Annotated in this window: 18 protein-coding genes and 1 pseudogene; 14 read left to right on the top strand and 5 right to left on the bottom strand. The window is 68.7% G+C overall.

Annotation, left to right across the window (positions count from 1 at the left end):
* The first annotated feature begins 25 nt into the window (after nucleotides 1–25).
* Both SOM61_RS02380 and SOM61_RS02375 read left to right on the top strand, forming a co-directional pair.
* On the top strand, nucleotides 26–511 hold the full coding sequence (locus SOM61_RS02380) for an Lrp/AsnC ligand binding domain-containing protein (RefSeq protein ID WP_005667188.1): 486 nt from the start codon (nucleotides 26–28) through the stop codon (nucleotides 509–511).
* A gap of 79 nt (nucleotides 512–590) precedes the next feature.
* Nucleotides 591–2,792, top strand: a complete 2,202-nt coding sequence (locus tag SOM61_RS02375) for a hybrid sensor histidine kinase/response regulator (protein WP_320472601.1) — start codon at nucleotides 591–593, stop codon at nucleotides 2,790–2,792.
* Nucleotides 2,793–2,839: 47 nt separating this feature from the next.
* Here SOM61_RS02375 and SOM61_RS02370 read toward each other — a convergent pair.
* A pseudogene (locus tag SOM61_RS02370) lies at nucleotides 2,840–3,130 on the bottom strand (winged helix-turn-helix domain-containing protein); the annotation flags it as partial.
* Between the two features lie 175 nt (nucleotides 3,131–3,305).
* On the opposite strand from SOM61_RS02370, the gene SOM61_RS02365 reads away from it, so the two are divergent.
* Nucleotides 3,306–3,848 carry a flavin reductase family protein gene (locus SOM61_RS02365; protein ID WP_320472600.1) on the top strand — a complete coding sequence of 181 codons (543 nt, stop codon included), beginning with the start codon at nucleotides 3,306–3,308 and terminating at the stop codon, nucleotides 3,846–3,848.
* 3 nt (nucleotides 3,849–3,851) lie between these two features.
* Here the strand turns inward: SOM61_RS02365 and SOM61_RS02360 are convergent, their stop codons facing one another.
* Nucleotides 3,852–4,325 (bottom strand): hypothetical protein, encoded by a 474-nt coding sequence (locus SOM61_RS02360; RefSeq protein ID WP_320472599.1) that lies wholly within the window; start codon nucleotides 4,323–4,325, stop codon nucleotides 3,852–3,854.
* 33 nt (nucleotides 4,326–4,358) lie between these two features.
* The gene (locus SOM61_RS02355) at nucleotides 4,359–5,201 is read right to left on the bottom strand and encodes a universal stress protein (protein ID WP_320472598.1); all 843 of its coding nucleotides are present in this window, start codon (nucleotides 5,199–5,201) and stop codon (nucleotides 4,359–4,361) included.
* Nucleotides 5,202–5,417: 216 nt separating this feature from the next.
* On the opposite strand from SOM61_RS02355, the gene SOM61_RS02350 reads away from it, so the two are divergent.
* Nucleotides 5,418–6,239, top strand: coding sequence for a ThuA domain-containing protein (locus SOM61_RS02350; RefSeq protein WP_320472597.1), 822 nt, complete (start codon nucleotides 5,418–5,420; stop codon nucleotides 6,237–6,239).
* Here SOM61_RS02350 and SOM61_RS02345 read toward each other — a convergent pair.
* The gene (locus SOM61_RS02345) at nucleotides 6,236–6,631 is read right to left on the bottom strand and encodes an MAPEG family protein (RefSeq protein WP_320472596.1); all 396 of its coding nucleotides are present in this window, start codon (nucleotides 6,629–6,631) and stop codon (nucleotides 6,236–6,238) included. The two genes, SOM61_RS02350 and SOM61_RS02345, sit on opposite strands and share 4 nt — an antisense overlap.
* 248 nt (nucleotides 6,632–6,879) lie before the next feature.
* Here SOM61_RS02345 and SOM61_RS02340 point away from each other — a divergent pair, with 248 nt between their 5' ends.
* The 5 genes from SOM61_RS02340 to SOM61_RS02320 are packed head-to-tail and all read left to right on the top strand — an operon-like array spanning nucleotide 6,880 to nucleotide 13,927.
* Complete coding sequence (locus SOM61_RS02340; protein WP_320472595.1) at nucleotides 6,880–8,067, top strand: efflux RND transporter periplasmic adaptor subunit; 1,188 nt, start codon at nucleotides 6,880–6,882, stop codon at nucleotides 8,065–8,067.
* 12 nt (nucleotides 8,068–8,079) lie between these two features.
* Entirely contained in the window at nucleotides 8,080–11,232 is a 3,153-nt protein-coding gene (locus SOM61_RS02335) for an efflux RND transporter permease subunit (RefSeq protein WP_320472594.1), read from the top strand.
* Nucleotides 11,219–12,631, top strand: coding sequence for an efflux transporter outer membrane subunit (locus SOM61_RS02330; RefSeq protein WP_320472593.1), 1,413 nt, complete (start codon nucleotides 11,219–11,221; stop codon nucleotides 12,629–12,631). Before SOM61_RS02335 ends, SOM61_RS02330 begins: the two co-directional genes overlap by 14 nt.
* A 20-nt stretch (nucleotides 12,632–12,651) precedes the next feature.
* A complete protein-coding gene (locus SOM61_RS02325; protein WP_320472592.1) occupies nucleotides 12,652–13,260 on the top strand; it encodes a TetR/AcrR family transcriptional regulator in 609 nt (202 codons plus the stop codon).
* A gap of 28 nt (nucleotides 13,261–13,288) precedes the next feature.
* Complete coding sequence (locus SOM61_RS02320; protein ID WP_320472591.1) at nucleotides 13,289–13,927, top strand: TetR family transcriptional regulator; 639 nt, start codon at nucleotides 13,289–13,291, stop codon at nucleotides 13,925–13,927.
* On the opposite strand, the gene SOM61_RS02315 is transcribed toward SOM61_RS02320, so the two are convergent.
* A complete protein-coding gene (locus SOM61_RS02315) occupies nucleotides 13,924–15,141 on the bottom strand; it encodes a metal-dependent hydrolase (protein ID WP_320472590.1) in 1,218 nt (405 codons plus the stop codon). The genes SOM61_RS02320 and SOM61_RS02315 overlap by 4 nt on opposite strands.
* A 165-nt stretch (nucleotides 15,142–15,306) precedes the next feature.
* Here SOM61_RS02315 and SOM61_RS02310 point away from each other — a divergent pair, with 165 nt between their 5' ends.
* The 5 genes from SOM61_RS02310 (at nucleotide 15,307) to SOM61_RS02290 (ending at nucleotide 22,757) form a co-directional block, all read left to right on the top strand.
* Nucleotides 15,307–16,866, top strand: a complete 1,560-nt coding sequence (locus SOM61_RS02310) for a methyl-accepting chemotaxis protein (protein ID WP_320472589.1) — start codon at nucleotides 15,307–15,309, stop codon at nucleotides 16,864–16,866.
* A 78-nt stretch (nucleotides 16,867–16,944) separates the two neighbouring features.
* Entirely contained in the window at nucleotides 16,945–17,913 is a 969-nt protein-coding gene (locus SOM61_RS02305; RefSeq protein WP_320472588.1) for an IS1595 family transposase, read from the top strand.
* 153 nt (nucleotides 17,914–18,066) lie between these two features.
* Complete coding sequence (hemN, locus tag SOM61_RS02300) at nucleotides 18,067–19,527, top strand: oxygen-independent coproporphyrinogen III oxidase (protein ID WP_320472587.1); 1,461 nt, start codon at nucleotides 18,067–18,069, stop codon at nucleotides 19,525–19,527.
* Nucleotides 19,528–19,536: 9 nt separating this feature from the next.
* Complete coding sequence (locus tag SOM61_RS02295; RefSeq protein WP_320472586.1) at nucleotides 19,537–20,310, top strand: sulfite exporter TauE/SafE family protein; 774 nt, start codon at nucleotides 19,537–19,539, stop codon at nucleotides 20,308–20,310.
* Nucleotides 20,307–22,757, top strand: coding sequence for a heavy metal translocating P-type ATPase (locus SOM61_RS02290; protein ID WP_320472585.1), 2,451 nt, complete (start codon nucleotides 20,307–20,309; stop codon nucleotides 22,755–22,757). Before SOM61_RS02295 ends, SOM61_RS02290 begins: the two co-directional genes overlap by 4 nt.

Here is a 22,757-nt window from a genome sequence, read left to right as displayed (position 1 = left end):
TCAGCAAATATTCTGGATTTGAGCCATGCGCGTACAAAAAGCCTCGAACCGCATCCTGGACCGGATCGACCTGCACATCCTGTCCATCCTGCAGCAGGATGCGCGGATCGTGATGAAAGACCTGGCCGAGCAGGTCGGGCTGTCGCTCACGCCCTGCATCGAGCGGGTCAAGCGCATGGAGCGCGACGGCGTCATCCAGGGCTACTACGCGCGCATCAATCCGCAGGCGCTGGGCATGCAGATCCTGGTGTTCGTCGAGATCAACCTGCACCAGAAATCCGACAAGGCCTTCGAACGCTTCCGGCGCGCGATGCTGGCCATTCCCGAGGTGATGGAATGCCACCTGGTGTCGGGCGACTTCGACTACCTGATCAAGGCGCGCATCCCCGAGATGTCCGAATACCGGCGCCTGCTGGGCGAGATCCTGCATGTGGCCGACGCCGGCCAGTCGAAGAGCTATGTGGTGATGGAAGAGCTGAAGGAAACGTTGGCGCTGTCGATTCCGCGCTGACCCTCATCGGCGATCCCGCAAAAACCGCAAGGATGACGCCGGCTCATCCTATAATGAAAATTTCCCCTCTGGAACACCCATGCGCGCCGTTGCCGGACCCGTCCTGTCCCTTCGACACCTCCTGATCCTGCTCACCGCGATCGGCCTGCTGCCGCTTGCCCTGCTGGGGGTCTGGACCATCCACGGCGCCGGCCTGTATCTGGAACAGGAACAAGAGAGGATGATGGTCGGCCACGCGCGCGCGCTGTCGAGCGCCATCGACGCCGAGCTGGACGCCACCGTGGCCGCCCTGAGCGGCATCGCCAAGAGTCCCCAGCTCGCCAGCGGCGACCTGCAGGCCTTCCACGAGACGGCCAGCCGCCTGTCGCGGCCCGACTGGCTGGGCGTCGTGCTGACCGGCGCCGACGGCCGGCCCCTGTTTCGCACCATGGCGCCGTACGGCGCGCCGGCGGCGCGCGTCGCCGACCCGGGCAGCCTGCACCAGGCGATGGAGGAGCGCCGCCCGATGGCCGGCCGCGTCGCGCGCGGGCAGGGCGGGCGCCCGGCGGTGCCGGTGCGGATCCCGGTCACGGGGCTCGACGGCCAGCCCTGGGTGCTGACCGCTGTGGTCCAGCCGGACAGCTTCCTGGACGTGATCATGCGCCAGAAGATCCCGCCCGAGTCCGTGATCGCCGTGATGGATGGCGGCGGCGCGCTGGTGGCGCGCTCGCGCGACCAGGAACGCACCGTGGTCGGCGGCCCCAGCGCTTCGCTCACGGCGCTGATGCGCAGCGGCGGCCCGGAAGGCGTGGGCCCCACCACCGCGCTCGAAGGCGACGACGTGATCAGCGCCTACACCACTTCGCCGCGCTATGGCTGGGTGGTGGCGGTGGGCGCCCCCAGCGCCGGCTTCGGGGTGGGCTTCTTCCAGCGCTTCGCGGTCTATGTGCTGGGCGCCTGGGTGGTGCTGAGCGCCTGCATCGCGCTGGCCTCGTGGCTCTCGGGCCGCATCGTGCGCCGCATCGAGAGCGTGCAGGCCGGCGCCGCCGCCCTGGGCAGCGCGGGGACCGTGCGGGTGGCGCCGTCGCGGATCAAGGAAATCCGCGAGATGGGCCAGGCGCTGGAGGCCGCCGCCAGCCGGCGCGCGGCACAGGAAGAGGAGCGTTCGCGCCTGCTGGCGTCGCTCGAGGAGGCGCTGGCCCAGGCGCGCCAGGCCGGCCAGGCCAAGGACGCCTTCCTGGCCATGCTGGGCCACGAACTGCGCAATCCGCTCAGCCCGATCCTGACCTCGCTCGACCTGATGGACTTGCGCGACGAACCGGGCAGCCAGCGCGAGCGCGGCGTCATGCGGCGCCAGGTGACCCACCTGCGGCGCCTGGTCGACGACTTGCTGGACGTCTCGCGCATCGCCTCCGGCAAGCTGGCGATCGAGACCCGCCCGCTGAACCTGGCCGAACTGGCGCGCCACGCGGTGGCGGCCCTGCCGGGCGAGCCGATCGCCCTGGAGGCGCCGCCGGAGGTCTGGGTGGATGGCGACGAGACGCGCCTGGTGCAGGTGCTGGGCAACCTGCTGTCGAACGCGGCCCGCTTCGGCAGCAGCGACACCCGCGTCACGCTGGAGGTGCTCGATGGCGAGGCGGTGCTGGGCGTGAGCGACAACGGCGCTGGCATGGCGCCGGAACTGCTGGCGCGCGTGTTCGAGCCGTTCTACCAGGCGCCGCAGCAGCTGGCGCGGCGCACCGGCGGCCTCGGACTGGGCCTGGCGATCGTGCGCGAGATCGCCCAGCTGCATGGCGGCCGGGTCGCGGCCCACAGCGCCGGCCCGGGCGCCGGCAGTCGCTTCGAGGTGATCCTGCCGCTCGGCGCGCCGAGCGCGGCGAGCGAGCCGGGCCCGCTGGCGCCGGCGGCGCCGGGTCGCCACATTCTGCTGGTCGACGACAACGAAGATGCGGCCGCAGCCAGCGCACTGCTGCTGCGCCATCTGGGCCATGCGGTGCGGGTCGCCCACAGCGCGGCCCAGGCGCGCGCGCTGGCCCTGGCCGAACCGCCCGAGGTGGCGATCCTCGACATCGGCCTGCCCGATATGGATGGCTATGCGCTGGCCGCGGCCTTGCGCGCCGATGCGGGCGCACCGGCTGCGGGCGGACCGGCCGCCGGCGCCGCGCTGCGGCTGGTGGCGCTGACCGGATACGGCCAGCAGGCCGACGTCGCGCGCGCGCTGGCGGCCGGCTTCGACGTGCACCTGACCAAGCCGGCGACCATCGAGGCGCTGCAGGGGGCGGTGGCGCCGGCCGGGGCCTGAGCATCCGGGGCAATCTGCGGGCCGGGCAGCGCGGTGAAGGCATAACCGCGTCCGGCCACGTTCACGATCGCGCTGCCGGCGTCGCCCAGCACCTTGCGCAGGGCCGCGATCTGCACCCGCAGGTTGGCCTCGACCACCACCGTATTCGGCCACACCCCGGCCATCAGCGCGCGGTTGCTCAATATGTTGCCCGGTCGGGAGGCCAGCAACGCCAGCAGGTCGTAGGCGCGCGCGCCGATCGGCAGCGGCTGGCCGGCGCGCAGCAGCAGGCGCTGGGCGAGCAGCAGTTCGAAGTCGAGAAAGGCGATCCTGGTGGGGGCGGGTGGGCCGGAATCCATGGCAAGCCTCGTGTCTGTTGGTGGCGGCAGCGGTCGGGTCGTATCTTGTCCGATTGTCCGCCCCCACGGCGCGGCGGCGCTAGAATTTTCCTGCTGTCGTGTGCGGTGACGGCAAGCGTACGCCGGGCGTGTCGGGGCGGGGCGATAATACGGACGGGCTCACGACGGAGGACGGATGGCACGCAAGCACGACCTGCCGCTGCACGAGGTGCGGCGTTACCTGGAACCGGGACCGGTGGTGCTGGTGACCTCGTGCCATGCCGATGAGCGCGACGTCATGGTGATGGGATGGCACGCGGTGATGGAATTCAGTCCGTCGCTGATCGGCTGCGTGATCTCATCCGCCAACCACAGCCACGGCCTGATCCGCGCCAGCGGCGAATGTGTGATCAACCTGCCGACGACGCGGCAGCTCGAGGCGGTGCTGGGCGTCGGTTCGACCACCGGCGCCGAGGTCGACAAGTTCGCCGCCTTCGGCCTCACGCCGGAGGCCAGCGAGCGGGTGGCGGCGCCGTCGATCCGCGAGTGTCACGCCCAGTTCGAGTGCCGGCTGCACGACGACAGCCTTGTGGGACGCTACGATTTCTTCATCTGGGAAGTGGTGGCGGCGCGCGTCGCGCCGCGGCCGCGCCATCCCGAGACCCTGCACTACAAGGGCGACGGCACGTTCATGGTCTCGGGCAAGGTGATCCGGCGCCAGCGCGCGGGCCTGAAATGACGTTCAATGGTGGCGCGAGCGCCAGCCCGCATGCCCGGCGCCATGCAGCAGGATGCGCGGCACGCGCCCGCCGGGCCGGCCGGCCGGCGCGTGCCGCGCCGTGGCCAGCGCCAGGTCGGTGCTGATCCGGTGCAGCGACAGCAGGTCGAGCAGCGCCGCCACCAGCTGGCGGCCGAGCGTGACGTCGCCATCCTCGACCAGCGGCATGGCGCGGTGCAGGGCGGTCAGGATGGTGGCGTTCTCGGCGCGGTGCTCGTGCAGGCGTTCGTAGTCGAGCGCTTCCATGACTGTTTCCTCGTGCCGGAACCCGACCTCGACCGCCGTGACGACGGCCGGGAAGGCGTGCACGAAGCGGTCGTCGGGCGTGCAGCTGCTGTCGGCCGTGTCGGCCAGGCGGGCGCACAGGTGGCGGCGGGCATGGCGGATCGCGGCGCCGATGGCGCCGGCGCTGCCTCCTGGATAGTGGTGGAAGGTCATGGCGGAAATCGTGGAAAGTAGGTCGAGTGGGATTCAATGGGCGATGAGCAGCGGCGTCGGCGCGTGGTCGAGCACGTCGCGCGTGACGCCGCCGAGGATCCATTCGCGGTAGCGGCTGTGGCCGAAGGCGCCGGTGACCATCAGCCCGGCGTGGCAGTCGCGCGCCATGTCGATCAGGGCCTCGCCCTCGGTGGCGCGGGTATGCGCGACGGCGACATCGACCTTCAGGCCGTGGCGCGCCAGGTAGTGTGCCATGTCGGCGCCCGGCTCGTCGCCGTGCAGGCCCGATTGCAGGTCGGGGTTGACCAGCGCCAGGTGCACGGTGCCGGCCTGGGCCAGCAGGGGCAGGGCGGCGTTGATCGCGCGCTGGGCCGGCATGCTGCCATCCCAGCCGACCAGTGCATCGCCGGGGATCGGCTTGCCGTGGTAGGTGTCGGGCACCACCAGCACCGGACGGGCGCCGTGCAGGGCAAGATATTGGGGCAGGCCCCGTTCGGTCGTGGCGCGGCGGCCATGAACACGGCTGAGGTCTTGGCTAACTACCACCAGGTCGGCATAGCGCGCCTGCAGCAGCAGGCCGTCGCGGTCGGCGTCTTCTACCATTCGCGTCTCGGCGCCGTGGATGCCGAGGTGTTCGGCCTGGGCCACGAAATCGTCAAGCACGACCGTGACGGAATCGCGCAGGTCCTGGAATTCGCGGTTGGAGACCGGCATGGCCATCGAGCCGTTCAGCACAGCAAAACTGGCCATCGACAGCCCGGTGGCGGCGCTGCCCACCAGGTGGGCGCCGTGCGCGCCAGCCAGAAGCGCGGCCGCGCGCAGGCGGCTCTCCTGGCAGGGACCGCCATCGACATGGACGAGTATGGTCTTGAACATGGTGATCACTCCGTTCGAACGCGAGACTGAAACGTGGCGCACGGCATTTCACTATACGCCGCGCAAGGGGGCATGTCAGGCGCACGGTTGATCGCGATCAAACAGGGGTGAAATATCGCGGCGTCCTGTGCTGGAATGGTTTTGTTGACAAGCAAGAAGCGAAGGATTAGCGTTGACCGCTTCGCCACCTCGACCGCCTGTTCATAACCGATGCCGATGAATCGTCCGCTTGTTTCCCTCATCCTTGCCTGCACGCTCGCCTTCGCTTTCGCATCCCCGGCACGGGCGGCCCAGTTCAGTGTGCTGCTGTTTACCAAGTCCACCGCCTGGCACCACGATGCGGTGCATGCCGGCGTGGCGGCGGTGCAGGAACTCGGCAAGTTGCATGACTTCGAGGTGTTCTGGACTGCCGATGCCGGGCGCGTGATGAACGATGCCGAGCTGGCGAAATACCAGGCGGTGATCTTCCTGCTCACCACCGGCGACGTGCTCGACGCGGCCCAGCAGGCGGCCTTCGAGCGCTTCATCCGGCGCGGCGGCGGCTACGTCGGCGTGCACAGCGCGGCCGATACCGAGTACGACTGGCCGTGGTATACCAATATGGTGGGACATATGTTCCACATCCATCCCGCGATCCAGACCGCGATCGTGAAGGTCGAGGACGCGAACTTCCCTGGCATGGAACGCTTCGCGCCGCGCAATCTGTTCACCGACGAATGGTATGAATACGGGCCGGCGCGTTCCAAAGACCTGGTCTACCTGCTGAGCGTGGACGAGAGCAGCTATCGTCCGCAGACGGCCTGGCCCGACCGCGTGGGCAAGGGCATGGGTGCATTCCACCCGATCAGCTGGTACCAGTACTACGACGGCGGCCGCGCCTTCTATACCGGAATGGGCCATATGGGGGCAACCTACCGCGATCCGGTCTTCCTGCACCACCTGTATGGCGGCATCTACTGGGCGGCGACCGGACGCGGCATCGGCCCCGGCCAGGCCCGGCAGCGCCAGGCCGTCGACAATGGCGCACAGCCCAACTAGGCCGCCAGCAGCGCGAACAGGATCAGCACCAGGCCCACCAGCGACACCATCCACACCAGTGTGCGCAGCACCGGGATGCCGGCCGCGTACAGCGGCACGTAGACGATGCGCGCCAGCAGGTAGAGCCAGCAGCCCCACAGGGTCAGGGCACCGTGCGTGCCCGACACATGGGCGATCAGCACCGCCGCCGCGAACAGCGGCAGGGTCTCGAACAGATTGGCCTGGGCCCGCTGCAGGCGCGCCGTCACCGGGCGCGGCGGCGGCGCGGCGCCATCGCGCGCGCTGACATTGTATTGGGCGCCCGTTTCCTGGGTGCGCAGGGTAGAGGGCAACAGGATCTGGACCAGGGCCAGCACCAGGGTCCAGGCCAGCAGGGTGAGTTCGGTGGTCATCGCGCTTCTTTCTCGGATTTTTTCTCGTTGTGGACGGGCCGCATCCGATCATACGTGAGCCGGTGTGAAAGCCCGCTCTGCTATTCGGCCTACCATGCGCGTTATCCTGCTTGCAAGAAAGAGAATGATCGTTTATTCTAAAAAAGAGTAAACGTTCATTCATCTTTCATCCATCGACGGTCCGTCGCTTTACCGAGGTTCGCGCAATGCCATCCATTCATCCTGTCTCCAGAGGCGCAGGCGCGCAGGTGCTCCTGCCGCTGCTGCTGGGTTCCATCCTGCTCGCCGGCTGCGGCAAATCCGATTCCAGCCAGCAGGCCACCCAGGCCCCGCCGGCCCAGGCCGTGACCGTCGTGACCTTGAAGGCCGAGGACGTGACGCTGACGCGCGAGCTGGCCGGGCGCGCCACGCCGTCCCTGATCGCCGAAGTGCGGCCGCAGGTCAGCGGCATCGTCAAGGGACGCCTGTTCGAAGAGGGCGGCACGGTCAAGGCCGGCCAGCCGCTGTACCAGTTGGCCGACCTCGAGTACGCCGCCGATGCGGCCAGCGCCCGCGCGGCGCTGGCGCGCGCCAAGGCGACCCTGCAGCAGGCCCAACTGGGCGCGCGGCGCTCGGGTGAGCTGGTGAAAATCGACGCCGTCAGCCGCCAGGACGACGAAAACGCGCAGGCGGCGCTGGCCCAGGCCCAGGCCGATGCGGCCGCCGCGCAGGCGGCGCTGCAGCGCAGCGAGGTCCTGCTCGGCTATGCCCGCATCGTCTCGCCGATCAGCGGCAATATCGGACGCTCGAGCGTGACCCAGGGCGCGCTGGTCACGGCCAGCCAGGAGCAGCCGCTGGCCCTGGTGCAGCGGCTCGATCCGATGTACATCGACGTGACCCAGTCCAGCAGCGAACTGCTCGATCTGCGCCGCGAGATGGCCGCTGGCACGCTGAAACAGGCGAGCGACCTGCCGGTGAAGATCCTGCTCGAGGATGGCACGACCTATGCCCGCGAAGGCAAGCTGGCCTTCACCGACGTGACGGTCGACCCGACCACCGGCAGCTACACCTTGCGGGTGACGGTGCCAAACCCGGACGGCGTCCTGCTGCCCGGCATGTACGTGCGCGCGCAGGTGGGCAACGGCGTGCGCAACGCGGCGCTGCTGGTGCCGCAGCAGGGCGTGGCGCGCGACCCGAAAGGCAATGTGTCGGCCATGGTGGTCGGCAAGGACAACAAGGTCGTACAGCGCCAGCTGGAAGTGAGCCGCACGATCGGCAACCGCTGGCTGGTCGACAAGGGCCTGGTTGCGGGCGAGCGCGTCGTGATCGAAGGCCTGCAGAAGATCGGCCCCGGGGCGACCGTGGCGCCGAGCGAGGCCGGCGCAGCGCCGGCCGCACCTGCTGCTCCGGCAGCGGCAGCGGCCACCGCCGCCGCCGCGCAGCCGTCGAAGTCGTAAGGGAAGAATCAGATGGCACGTTATTTCATCGATCGCCCCATCTTCGCGTGGGTCATCGCGATCATCATCATGCTCGCCGGCGGCCTGGCCATGGTCAACCTGCCGGTGTCGATGTACCCGACCATCGCGCCGCCGACGGTCGAGATCCAGGCCACCTATCCGGGCGCCTCGGCCAAGGTGGTCGAGGACTCGGTGACCCAGATCATCGAGCAGAACATGAAGGGGCTGGACGGCCTGCTGTACATGTCGGCCAACAGCTCGGCCAACGGCCAGGCCACGCTGACGCTGACCTTCTCGAACGGCACCGATCCCGACACCGCGCAGGTGCAGGTGCAGAACAAGCTGCAGCTGGCGATGCCGCTGCTGCCGCAGGACGTGCAGAGGCAAGGCGTCAACGTCAGCAAGGCGGCCTCGGGCTTCCTGCAGGTGCTGGCATTCGTGTCGGAAGACGGCAGCATGACCCGCGACGACATCTCGGACTATGTGTCGGCCACGCTGGTCGACCCGCTCTCGCGCGTGCCGGGCATCGGCAACCTGCAGGTCTTCGGCGGCAAGTATGCGATGCGGATCTGGCTCGACCCGGCCAAGCTCGAGACCTTCGGCCTGGCCACCAACGAGGTGGTCGCGGCGATCCAGGCCCAGAACGCGCAAGTCGCGGTCGGGCAGCTCGGCGGCGCGCCGTCGATCGAATACCAGCAGCTCAACGCCACCATCCAGGCCCAGGACCGGCTGCAGACGCCAGAGCAGTTCCGCGACATCGTCGTGCGCAGCAATCCGGACGGCTCGGCCCTGCTGCTGGGCGACATCGCGCGCGTCGAGATGGGCGCCGAGTCGTATGAATTCATCACCAGCCTGAATGGCAAGGCCGCCACCGGCGTGGCGCTCTCGCTGGCCACCGGCGCCAATGCGCTGGACGCCGCCGAAGGCGTCAATGCCGAAGTGGCGCGCCTGTCGCAGTTCTTCCCACCCGGCCTGAAGGCGGTGGTCGCGTATGACACCACGCCGTTCGTGAAGGTGTCGATCGAGGGCGTGGTCAAGACCCTGATCGAGGCGATCGTGCTCGTGTTCCTGGTGATGTACCTGTTCCTGCAGAACCTGCGCGCCACCCTGATTCCGACCATCGCGGTGCCGGTCGTGCTGCTCGGTACCTTCGGCCTGCTGTCGGCGATGGGCTTCTCGGTCAATATGCTGACGATGTTCGCGATGGTGCTGGCGATCGGCCTGCTGGTGGACGACGCCATCGTGGTGGTGGAGAACGTCGAGCGCATCATGGCCGAAGAGGGCCTGAGTCCCAAGGAAGCGGCGCGCAAGTCGATGGACCAGATCACCGGCGCGCTGGTGGGCATCGGCATGGTGCTGTCGGCGGTGTTCGTGCCGATGGCCTTCATGACCGGCTCGACCGGCATCATCTACCGCCAGTTCACGGCCACCATCGTGTCGGCCATGGCGCTGTCGGTGCTGGTGGCGATCGTGCTGACCCCGGCCTTGTGCGCCACCATGCTCAAGCCCGTGGAAAAGGGCCATCACGGCGCCAAGAAAGGCTTCTTCGGCTGGTTCAACCGCAAGTTCGACGCCGGCAGCGCGCGCTACCAGCGCGGCGTGAAGGGCATCCTGCATCGCAGCGGGCGCTTCCTGGCCATCTTCGCCTTGCTGGTGGCGGTGATGGGCGTGCTGTTCGTGCGCATGCCGAGCTCTTTCCTCCCGAACGAGGACCAGGGCGTGCTGCTGGCGATGATCCAGGCGCCGGTGGGATCGACCCAGCAGCGCACGCTGGAATCGATCCGCAAGCTCGAGCAGCATTTCCTGACCGAGGAAAAAGACAATATCGAAACGGTCTTCACGGTGCAGGGCTTCAGTTTCGCCGGCGCCGGGCAAGCCAGCGGCCTCGCGTTCATCCGCCTCAAGGACTGGGAGTACCGCACTGACGCCGACACCAGCATCGACGCGATTTCCGGACGCGCCATGGCGGCCTTCGCGGGCATCAAGGATTCGCTGGTGTTCGCGTTCGCCCCGCCGGCGATTCCTGAACTCGGCGTGGCCAGCGGGTTCTCGTTCTTCCTGCAGGATAACGCGCAGCAGGGGCACGACGCGCTGCTGGCGGCGCGCAACCAGTTGCTGGGTGCGGCCGCGAAGAGCGATCTGTTGACCAATGTGCGGCCCAACGGCCTGGAAGACACGCCGCAGCTGCGCGTCATGGTCGACAAGAAAAAGGCGGCCGCGCTTGGCCTGCAGATCGCCGACATCAATGCGACGCTGTCGACCGCCTGGGGCGGCCAGTACATCGACGACTTCGTCGACCGCGGTCGCGTCAAGCGTGTGTACGTGCAGGCCGATGCGAAGTTCCGCATGGTGCCCGAAGACTTCCAGCGCTGGACCGTGCGCGCCGCCGACGGCAAGATGGTGCCGTTCTCGGCGTTCGCCAGCACGCGCTGGGACTATGGCGCCCAGCGCCTCGAGCGCTACGAAGGCGTGCCTGCAATGGAGATCCAGGGCGAGGGCAAGGCCGGCGTCAGTTCGGGCGCCGCGATGGACGAGATCGAGCGGCTGGCGAAAGAGCTGCCGCCCGGCTTCAACGTCGAGTGGACCGCGCTGTCGTACCAGGAGCGCTCGGCCGGCGACCAGACCACGATGCTGTACACGCTGTCGCTGCTGATCGTGTTCCTGTGCCTGGCCGCGCTGTACGAAAGCTGGAGCGTGCCGACCGCGGTGCTGATGGTGGCGCCGCTCGGCATCCTCGGCACGGTGCTGGCCAACTTCATGATGGGCATGAACCGCGACGTGTACTTCCAGGTCGCGATGCTCACCACCGTTGGCCTGACGAGTAAAAACGCGATCCTGATCGTCGAATTCGCCAAGGAAAACGTGGAGCAGGGCGTGGAACTGGTCGAGGCGACCATGATGGCGGTGCGCGATCGCCTGCGGCCGATCATCATGACTTCGCTGGCCTTCGGCCTGGGCGTGCTGCCGCTGGCCCTGGCCTCGGGCGCCGGAGCCGGCGCGCAGCGCGCGATCGGCACCGGCGTGGTGGGCGGCATGCTGGTCGGCACCGTGCTGGGCGTGTTCTTCATCCCGCTGTTCTATGTCGTGATCGGGCGCCTGTTCAAGCGTAAGAAAGCGGTCAATCCTCAACCCCGCACCGGAGCCGCGCAACATGAGCAAGCTTAATCTCTCACCGATCATGCTGGCGCTGTCCCTGGCGCTGGGCGGCTGCGGCATGCTGCAGCCAGAGTTGCCGCAGGCGCAGGCGAACATCCCGTTCGCCTGGCCGGAGGCGCCTACCGCCGCCGCGGATGCGGCGCCGGCCGACAGCATCGGCTGGCGCGATTTCTTCACCGATCCCAAGCTGGTCAGCATCATCGCCAGCGCGCTGGAAAACAACCGCGACCTGCGCGAAGCGGCGCTGAACGTGGAACGCACCCGCGCGCTGTACAAGGTACAACGCGCCGACCGCCTGCCATCGGTCGGCCTGTCGGTGGCCGCCGAACGGAGCGGCGGCAGCGGCGCCATCGCCGCCGCCACGCCGGACGTGGTTTCGGCCGGCGTGGGCATCTCGACCTTCGAGCTGGACCTGTTCGGCCGTGTGCACAACCTGTCCGAGGCGGCGCTGCAACAGTACCTGGCCCAGGAAGAGGCGCGCCGCGCGGTGCAGATCAGCCTGATCGGCGAGATCGCCAACGTCTACCTGACGCTGGCCGCCGACATCGAGTCGCTGCGGGTGGCCCAGGCGACCCTGGACGACCAGCAGGCGCTGTTCGAACTGATCGTCAAGCGCCAGGCGATCGGCGCGGTATCGGGACTCGACGTCGAGCAGGCCCGCACCACGGTCGAGACGGCGCGCGCCGATGCCGCCCAGTTCGCGGGCCTGGTGGCGACCGGACGCAACCAACTCGCGCTTCTGGCCGGCAGCCAGGTGGCGGAAGCCTTGCTGCCGGCCGGCTTCGACGTCGCCGTCTCGGGTCTGGCGCCGCTGCCGGTGGGGTTGGCGTCCGACGTGCTGTTGCGCCGTCCCGACGTACGCCAGGCCGAGTACGTGCTGCGCGCGGCCAACGCGAACATCGGCGCCGCGCGTGCCGCCTTCTTCCCGTCGGTCACGCTGACCGGGAGCCTCGGTTCGGCCAGCGACGAGCTATCGGGGTTGTTCGAATCGGGCACCAGGCTGTGGCGCTTCGCGCCGAGCGTCAACCTGCCAATCTTCCAGGGTGGTCGCCTGACCGCCCAGCTGGGGGTGGCGCAGGCGGACCGCGACATCGCGCTGGCGCGCTACGAGCGCGCGATCCAGTCGGGATTCCGCGACGTGGCCGACGCGCTGGCCCTGACCCGCACGCTGGACGCGCGCCGTGCGGCGCGCCAGTCGCTGCTCGATGCGGCCGAGCGTACCCACCGACTGTCCAAAGAGCGTTATGATCGTGGCCTCGACAGTTACCTGGTCCTGCTGGACGCCCAGCGGACCCTGTATTCGGCGCAGCAGGGCCTGATCGGCGCCCAGCTGGCCGAGCAGGACAACAGGGTCAGGCTGTATCGGGTGTTGGGCGGTGGTTGGAACGAACGGATGGGAGGCAGTTAAGCATCATGGAAAGTACGCGAATGCAGTCGGCAAGGGTGAGCGACCGGGCGCAGGCCCAGAAGGACAGGATCCTGAACGCGGCGGAAAAGGCATTCATCGAGCATGGATTCCATGCCGCCGGCATGGCGCTCATCGCGGCCGAGGCCGAGATGAGCCCGGGCCTGATCTACCGCTACTACCCGGGCAAGCACGACATCATCCTGGCGATCATCGAGCGCCAGCTCGAGGAGAACCGCGCCGGGATTCGCGAGCTCTATGACAGCGGCCTGGACGTGCCGCAGTCGATGTACGAGCACTACAGGCAGTGGTGCACGACCGACCCGCAAGTGATGAACGCGGCGCTGTACGCCGAGACCAGCGCCGAGGCCACGCGCAGCGCCTCGCTGGCGCAGGCGGTGGCGCAGTCGGATGCCGCGGTGCGTGAAGACCTGGCGCGCTGGATGGCCACGCCGCGCGAGCAGGGCGGCGGCGGCTTGCCGCCCGAGCAGGCGCCGGTCGCCGCGCTGTCCATGCTGTTCTTCATGAACGGGCTGGCGATCCATGCGATCCGCCAGCCGGGTTGCGACGACGACAACGTCCGGGCCGCGATCGAGAATTTTGTGAAGGGATTGTTCCCCTCGCTCGCCTGATGTAACGCGCCGGATACAACGGAGACCCATGGTCCGCAAAACAAAAGAAGAGGCGCTCGAGACGCGCCGCCGTATCCTGGACGCGGCCATCGCCGTATTCGACAAGCGCAGCTGGAAGGACGTGACCCTGGAAGACGTGGCGAACGCCGCCGGCGTGACGCGCGGCGCCGTCTACTGGCATTTCGCCGGCAAGGAATGCCTGTTCGACGCGGTCTGCAAGGCCACGCCGCTGCCGGCTGAACTGATCGACGCCGGCGTCGAGGCCTGGTGCGGCGACGACCCGCTGGGCCACTTCCGCCAGGCCTGTCTGGCGCTGCTGGCCGAAGCGGCAGCGCTGGACGGCGCGGCCGACGTCTTTTCAGCGCCGTCGAACCGCGAGGAGTTGCTCGATCCGGCCGGCAGCCTGCTGCTGCGCCACCGGACTTCGGTCGAGCGCTCGCGCCAGTCCCTGCAACGGGTGCTGCAGGCGGCGATCGACAAGGGCCAGCTGCCCGCCACGCTCGACACCGAACTGGGCGCGCGTCTGTTGCACGGCATCGTGGCCGGGCTGCTGGGCGACTGGCTGCTCAATCCGGGCAGCTTCGACCTGGCCGCCGAAGGCGAGCGCGCGCTCGATGCGGCGCTCGTGATGCTCAAGGCGCCATCGCTGCGCTTGGAGCCAATCTAATCGAGCAAGTCCTGGCGCGGCCGCTCCCACTGCGGCACCGGCGCCGGGCAGGGCCGGTCCGCCATTTCGGCGTAGGGCAGGGTCGAGAAATTATCGACCCCGGGCGCGCTAAAGCGGATGTCGGTGGCCTTGCCGTCGATGAGAGAAGGTACGCGCGCGAATCGCAGCCAGCCGTCGAAGTGGCAGTTGTCCCGCTGAAGCGCGCGCAAGCCGGCCAGACTGCCGTCTTCCTTGTACTTCCACGATAGCGTGCCCTCAGGCCCGACTGCCCCCGGCTCGCCGCCAAAGCGCGCCGGGCAGGCGGCGACGTCGCTCACGCCTGGCGCCAGGCTAAGGGCGCCGATACGCACCGCATAGCTGCCGGCGCCGCCACTGTCGGTAATGGCCGCGAACGACCAGCATAGGGGATTCGAGGGGAAGGCCGACAGCGGCATGTCGAGGATGCGGCTGCCCGGCTCGAGCTGGGCCAGGGCCGAGCGGATCTGCTCACGCGCCAGGTGGCCGGCCACGCCCTGCACCGCGATGAAGCCCAGGCAGGCCACGATCGCGGTGACCAGGCCGGCCGATCCGCCACGGCGCGCCATCACGGCCACCACACCCGCTACCATCAGCAGTCCGGCCAGCGAACCCCATTGCAGGAAGCCCAGATAGGTAAACGCCACAGGGGCGGCCAGGATCAGGGCCGCGAACAGCCAGCGCAGCACCCGGTTCGGCACCAGCAAGGCCAGCGCGATCCCGAGCGCGGTCCAGAATACCGGCTCGATGATGAACACCATGTCGCCATATAGCCAGCGTGAATCGAGCGGGTGGAAGGGATGCACGCCATACACGTTCAGGAAGTCGAGCGACAGGTGCAGCACCATGCCGACGGCAGCGGTGGCCAGCACCGCGCGGCGTGCCGGGCGGTCGTCGCGCATCAGGCGCCGCGCGCCCGGCCACAGCAGCCAGAGCAGGCCGAGCAGCAGCGCGATCTGAGGCAGGGCATACAGCAGCGTATGCGTATGGCCGCGGTGGTGCAGCAGATAGCCGAGCGGCGGCGCCAGCAAGGGCGTGAGCACCAGGTCCAGGTCGGGGAAGTTGCTGGCCAGCGCGCCGGTGGCGAGCAGGACGCGGCGGCGCGTGCGCGCCTTGTGCGGATCGGGATGGGCGGGCAGGGCGCGGTTGGCGAGTTCGCCCAGCAGCAGGCCTACCAGGGAGTGAGTGAGATTGTCCATCCCACAAGTTTACCGTGAAAGCAAGACATTGAACTAAATCAAGAATCTCTTGGTTACATAGCACGGTGGACCATCGCATTTTTGATGTAGGTCATACTTTTCGCATTTCCTCATCGTTAGAATGCAAGAAACTATATTTCTTAAAAGCAATGAGGAGAGAGCACAGTGCGCAATAACCAGCCAGTCACCGGGATCGAATACGTGATGCAGCCGGGACAGTCGATCGTCTCGAAGACCGACACCAAAGGCCGCATCACCTACGTCAACCCGAGCTTCGTCGACGTCAGCGGTTTCAGCGAGGGCGAGCTGCTGGGCAAGGCCCACAATATGGTGCGCCACCCCGACATGCCGCCCGAAGCCTTCGCCGACCTGTGGGCGACCCTGCAGGCGGGCGAACCCTGGACCGGCCTGGTCAAGAACCGGCGCAAGAACGGCGACTTCTACTGGGTGGTGGCGAACGTGGTGCCGATCCAGGAGCGCGGCCGCGTGACCGGCTATATGTCGGTGCGCACCGCGCCCACCCGCGAGCAGGTCGAGCAGGCCGACGGGCTGTACCGCCAGATCCGCGCCGGCCAGGCGCGTGGCCTGGGCATCGTGCGCGGGCAGGTGGGGCGCACCGGCTGGCGCCGGCGCCTGAATATCCTGGCCGTCCTGCGCGAGCTGCCGCTGAGCCAGCGCCTGGGCTGGATGATGGGCGCGCAGACCCTGCTGCTGGCCGCGCTCGGGGCTGCCGCCGATGGTCTGGGCTGGCGCGTGCTGGCCGGCGCCGGCGTGCTGGCCTCGCTGGCGGTCTGGTATGAGCTCAACCGCAGCATCGCGCGGCCCCTGCAGGATGCCGTCGCGACGGTCTACGCGCTGGCCGGCGGCGACCTGGCGCGTCCCGTCCCGGCGCCTGGCGGCGGGGAGATCGGCCGCCTGCAACTGGCGCTGCGCCAGCTGAACATCAACCTGACTGCGATCATGGGCGACGTGCGCGACAACGTCAGCTCGATCGAGCTGGCCACCCGCGCGATCGCCGCCGGCAATGCCGACCTGGCCAGCCGTACCGAAGCCCAGGCCGCCAGCCTGGAGCAGACCGCGAGCAGCCTGGGCAATATCGCGCGCGCCGCCGGCCGCAATACCGACAGTGCGGTGCAGGCCGACGGCATGGTGCTGGCCGCCACCAAGGTGGCCGGCCAGGGCGGGCAGGCGGTCGAGCGCGTCGGCCAGACCATGGACCGGATCAGCGGTTCGGCCAATCGCATTGGCGACATCATCGGCTTGATCGACGGCATCGCCTTCCAGACCAATCTGCTGGCGCTGAACGCGGCGGTAGAGGCGGCCAGGGCCGGTGAGCAGGGACGCGGTTTCGCCGTCGTGGCCGGCGAGGTGCGCAGCCTGGCCCAGCGCACCGCCGGCGCCGCCAAGGAGATCAAGGGACTGATCGAGGTCTCCAGCGGCCACGTGGGCGAGGGGACCGAACTGGTCGGCCAGGCCGGCCAGACCATGCGCGCGGTGGTCGACCAGGTGGCCGAGGCGGCCGCCATCATGAGCGCGATCACTGCCGCCAGCCGCGAGCAGGCCCAGGACATCCTGGGCGTCAATGTGGCGATGAACGAGCTGGACGCGATCACGCGGCAGAACGCCGCCCAGGTCGAGGAATCGGCCGTGTCGTCGGGCAGCGTGGCCGATGAGGCGGCGCGCCTGTCGCTGGCCTTGTCGGTATTCAAGTTCCAGGCGCTGTAATCGTTAGATATGGATGAGCATTGAACTGCTGAGCTGATCCGCGGTCCAATCCCGGTCGCCATCGACCGGGAGCGCACGATGAAAGCGCCGAAATTTGAGGAGTCATTTACCCAGCTAGCGCTGCTGAACCAGCCGCAGCGTCAACAGGTGCTGGCCGCCCTGCATCCGGCTGCCGGGCTCGACCGGGTGGTCGCCCTCATCGGCGAGATCCGGTCAAAGGGGCGCTGCTGCCCGGATTGCGGCTGCGAGCGCTGTCACCGCCATGGCCAGGCTAACGACTTGCAGCGCTTTCGCTGTTGCGCGTGCGGCCGCACCTTCAACGATCTGACGGGTACGCCGCTGGCGCGGCTCAGGCACAAGGGAAAGTGGCTCGATTATCTGGAAACGGTGCTCGATTCGCGCACGGTCCGCTCCGCGGCCAAGCGTGTGGGCGTGCACCCGAACACCACGTTTCGCTGGCGCCATCGCTTTCTCGGCCGGGTCAAGGACGACCGGCCCGAGCGCCTGGTCGGCATCGTCGAGGCTGACGAGACGTTCCTGCTCGAATCGCAGAAGGGTTCACGCAAGCTCGATCGCAAGCCGCGCAAGCGTGGCGGCAGGGCCGCCCTGCGTGGCATTTCGCATCATCTCGACTGCATTCTGGTGGCGCGCGACCGCAGCGGCCAGACCATCGACGCCGTCACCGGACGCGGCGCCTTGAAGGTGAGCCAACTGGTCACTCACCTGCTGCCGAAACTCGATCCCCAGGCGCTGCTGCTCACCGATGCCAACGCCGCCTATCCCGCCTTCGCCCGTGCCCATGGCATTGCGCACCAGGCGGTCAATCTCAGCGCCGGCGAACGCGTCCGCAACGGGGCCAAGGGCGCCATCCATGTCCAAAACGTGAACGCCTACCACCGGCGTTTCAAGGAGTGGCTGATGCGCTTCCATGGCGTGGCGTCACGTTGGTTATCCAACTACCTGGGCTGGCATTGGGCGCTCGATGGCGGGCGGGTCACTTCTGTCGAGCAATTGCTGCGTATTGCATTCGGAGTCATCAACAGATAACGAGGACAGCGCCAAGTTCAAACATGGCGGCTAGGGCAACTCGACCATATTTGATGCATGTCAAGGATTTGCGTGAAGCAGATCAATAAACTGACAGCTAATCGTGCCACTTTGCATTTCCGCAAAGTGGCCAGCAGCTGGAGTACCTCAGTCATGTTCGCAGAAGTGCAAGCGGCGTCCCCTGCGCCGGCCCCCACCCAGTCCCCATCCAAACCCGCCATCGTGCTTCATCCGGTCGTCGAATTCGATGGCGACCTGCTGGCCCGGCTCGGCAAATCCGGCCCCCGATATACGTCCTACCCGACGGCCGATCGCTTCAGCCCCGACTTCGGCTACCGCGACTACCTGCACGCGGTGGCCAGCGTGCGCACCCGCGGCAAGCGTCCGCTGTCGTTGTACCTGCACATCCCGTTCTGCGAAAGCGTCTGCTACTACTGCGCCTGCAACAAGATCGTCACCAAGCGCCGCGACAAGGCGGCGACTTACCTGTCTTACCTGAAGCGCGAGGTCGAGATGCAGGGCCTGCTGTTCGCCGGCATGAACGAGGTCGAACAGCTGCACTTCGGCGGCGGCACCCCCACTTACCTGTCGGACGAGCAGATGGGCGAGCTGATGGCACACCTGGCACGGTGCTTTCGCTTCGCGCCCGACGAACGTGGCGAATATTCGATCGAGGTCGACCCGCGCACCGTCTCGACCGAACGGGTGCACAGCCTGCGGCGCCAGGGTTTCAACCGGATCAGCCTGGGCGTACAGGATTTCGATCCCGACGTGCAGAAGGCGGTCAACCGGGTCCAGCCCGAGGCCGAGACGGTGGCCATCATCGACGCCGCGCGCGCCGCGGGTTTTCGTTCGGTGAGCATCGACCTGATCTACGGCCTGCCGAAGCAGACACTGGACAGCATGACGCAAACCCTGGACAAGGTGATCAAGGCCAGCCCGGACCGCATCTCGGTCTACCACTACGCCCACATGCCCCACCTGTTCAAGCCGCAGCGGCGCATCCTGGATGCGGACATGCCGGACAGCGACACCAAGCTCGAGATGCTCCAGCTGTGCATCGAGCGCCTCGGCGCGGCCGGCTATGTGTACATCGGCATGGACCATTTCGCCAAGCCGGACGACGACCTGGCCGTGGCCCAGCGCCAGGGCCGCCTGCACCGCAACTTCCAGGGCTACTCGACCCATGCCGACGCCGACCTGGTGGCCTGCGGGGTGTCGAGCATCGGCGCGGTGGGCGCCACCTACAGCCAGAACGTCAAGACGCTCGACGAATACTACGACCTGATCGACCAGAACGAGTTGCCGGTGCAGCGCGGCATCCGCCTGTCGATGGACGACGCGCTGCGCCGCGCGATCATCCAGAAGCTGATGTGCCAGTTCGAGCTGTCGATCCCGGCCATCGAGCAGGCTTTCCCGATCGCCTTCGACCAGCACTTCGCCGCCGAGCTGGCGCTGCTCCGCAAGATGCAGGACGACGGCCTGGTGCAGGTGGGGCCGGAGTGGCTGACCGTCACGATGAAAGGCCGCCTGTTGATCCGCAACGTGTGCATGGTGTTCGACCGCTACCTGGCCCGGCCGGGCGAGGGGCCGCGCCACTCGCAAACCGTCTAGGGGCGATCCATGAGCGGCGTCAGCCTGTTTCCGGTGTTTCTGGTCGGCCTGGCCGGCAGCGTGCATTGCGCCGGCATGTGCGGCGGGATCGTCGGCGCGCTGTCGCTGCCGCGCCCCCGCCAGCCTACCCCGGCCTTGCGGAAACCGGCTTTCCCGGTGCCGGTACACAGCGTGACCGCGAGCGCGTCGCTTGCCTGGATCGGTGCCTATAACGCCGGGCGCATGGCCAGCTATATGACGGCTGGCGCACTGGCCGGGGGATTGGCCGGCAGCGCGGCCTCGCTCGCATCGTTGCCGGCCTTGCAGGCAGGCTTCTACTGGGCCGCCAACCTGATGCTGGTAGCACTGGGGTTGTTCCTGATGGACGCCTGGCGCGGCCTGGCCCACGTCGAGCAGGCCGGCCAGGCCTTGTGGCGCCATCTCGCGCCGCTGCTGCGGCGCGCGAACGGCGCCAGGGCTGGCGGCGGACGCATGTTCGCGCTCGGCGCCCTGTGGGGCTGGCTGCCGTGCGGGATGGTGTACAGCGTGCTGGTGACCGCCATGCTGAGCGGCTCGGCGCTGGGAGGCGCCGGCGTGATGCTGGCGTTCGGCCTGGGCACGCTGCCGATGCTCGCCGCGCTCGGCCTGGCGGGCGGCCGCCTGCGCGCCTTGATGGCGCGGCGGACGGTGCGCCTTTGCTGCGGGTTGGCGATCCTGGCCTTCGGCATCCTCGGCCTGGCGCGCGCCGCCGGGGGCCTGCCGGCCGGCTGGATGCACGAGCTATGCCTTGCGAGCCCGGCATGAGCGCCGTCCTCAAGGAAGCGGTGCGCGAGGCGGCCGGCGCGGCCGCGGCGCGCACGGCGGCGGCCGGGTGCTTCCACTGCGGCCTGCCGGTGCCGCACGACAGCGCCTGGCAGGCCACGATCGACGGCGACGTGCAGCGCATGTGCTGTCCCGGCTGCGCGGCGGCGGCCCAGGCCATCGTCGACGGCGGCTTCGCCGACTACTACGCGACCCGTACCGCCTATGCCGCCCAGGCCGACCTCGAGGCCGCCAATGCGCCCGAGCTCGACCTGGTCGACGACGGCGATTTCGATGGCTCGGCCAGCTTCACGGTGGAGGGCATCCGCTGCGCCGCCTGCGTGTGGCTGATCGAGCGCCGCCTGCAGGACTTGCCCGGGGTGCTCGATGTCAGCCTGAACGTGGCCACCGAGCGCCTGTTCGTGCGCTGGGATCCTTCCGGCTGCCGCCCGAGCAGCATCCTGCGCACCCTGCGCGCGATCGGCTACACCGCCTATCCCTACGATGCGCGGCGCCACGGCGAACAGCTCGAGCGCGCGCGCAGGAAGCTGTTCCGCCAGCTGTTCGTGGCCGGCCTGTCGATGATGCAGGTGATGATGTATGCGGTGCCGGTGTACATGGCCGACGAAGGCACGATGGACGCCACGATGACGGCACTGATGCACTGGGCCTCGTTCTTCCTGACCCTGCCGGCGGTGCTGTATTCCGCCCGGCCATTCTTTGCCGGCGCCTGGCGCGACCTGCGGCGCGGCGTGCCGGGCATGGACGTGCCGGTCGCGCTCGGGATCGGCGCCGCCTTCGCCGGCAGCCTGCAGGCGCTGGTGTCCGGGCAGGGCGATGTGTACTTCGATTCGGTGACCATGTTCGTGTTCCTGCTGCTGGGCAGCCGCTATCTCGAACTGGGCGCGCGCCGCAAGGCGGCCGGCGCCCTCGAACGCCTGCAGCAGGGCTTGCCGCCGTCGGCGCTGCGCCTGCGCGGCGACCCGCGCTTGCGTGACACTGAACTGGTGACGGCCGGCAGCCTGCGGGTGGACGACCTGGTGCTGGTGCGCGCCGGCCAGGCGGCGCCGGCCGACGGCATGATCGTCGAAGGCGAGACCGACGTCGACCTCGCGCTCCTGACCGGCGAAAGCCGCACCCAGCGCCGCGGCGTGGGCGACCTGGTGCCGGGCGGCGCGCTCAATGCGGCCGGCGCCATCGTGCTGCGCGTGACCTCGACCGCCCACGACAGCACGTTGGCGATGCTGGTGCGGCTGGTCGAACGCGCGGGACAGGGTAAGCCGGCGCTGGCCCTGTGGGCCGACCGGGTGGCCGCCTGGTTCGTGTTCGGCCTGCTGGTGCTGACGGTGCTGGCCTATCTCGCCTGGCTGCAGGTGGACCCGAGCCGGGCCTGGCAGGTGGCGATCGCGGTGCTGGTGGTGTCGTGCCCGTGCGCGCTGTCGCTGGCCACGCCGACCGCGCTGGCCGCCGCCACCGATCGCCTGTTGCGGCGCGGGGTGCTGTCGGTGCAGCCGCACACGCTGGAAACCTTCGACCGCGCCACTCATGTGGTGTTCGACAAGACCGGCACGCTCACCCATGGTCGCCCGGTGCTGCGCCAGACCCTGTCGGTGGGCAGCCTGGCCGGCTTCGACTGCCTGCGCATCGCTGCCGCGCTGGAGGCCGACAATCCGCATCCGCTGGCGCTGGGGATCCGCGAGGCAGTCATCGGATCGCCGGGTGAATCGGCCCGCGCGGAACGCACGCAGTTCACGGTCGGGCAGGGCGTCGAGGGCTGGATCGATGGACGCTACTACCGCCTGGGCAGCGCCGCCTGGGTCGCCGGCGTGGCCGGCGGCGTGGCGCGCGCCGCGGCGCCGGTGGGCACCACCTCGGTCTGGCTCGGCAACAGCGAAGGCTGGCTGGCACGCTTCGACCTGGCCGATGGCCTGCGGGCCGACGCCGCGGAGGTGGTGCGCCGCATCCGCGACAGCGGCAAGACCGTGATCCTGCTCAGTGGCGACGAGCAGCATGCGGCGCAGGCCGTGGCGGCCCGCCTGGGCATCTCGACTGCCATCGGTGGCAAGCTGCCGCAGGAAAAGCTGGCCTATGTGCGGCGCCTGCAGCAGGACGGTGCGATCGTGGCGATGGTCGGCGACGGCATCAACGACGCGGCGGTGCTGCGCGGGGCCGACGTCTCGTTCGCGATGGGCCGCGGGGCCGAACTGGCGCAGCTGCATGCCGACGGCGTGCTGATGGGCGACAGCCTGGCGCCGCTGGCCGACACCCTGGACACGGCGCGCAGCACCCTGGCGGTGATCCGCCAGAACCTGACCTGGGCCACGGTCTACAACGTAGCGGCGATTCCGGCGGCGGCGACGGGCTTGCTCAATCCCTGGCTGGCGGGGATTGGCATGGCAGCCAGTTCGGCCGTGGTCGTGCTCAATGCGCTGCGCTTGCGAAAGGACTAG

The sequence above is a fragment of the Massilia sp. CFBP9012 genome (assembly GCF_034045115.1).
Taxonomy (GTDB): Bacteria; Pseudomonadota; Gammaproteobacteria; order Burkholderiales; family Burkholderiaceae_D; genus Telluria.
The sequence above is the reverse complement of the archived record's forward strand: the minus strand, read 5'-3'. Positions and strand labels throughout refer to the sequence as shown.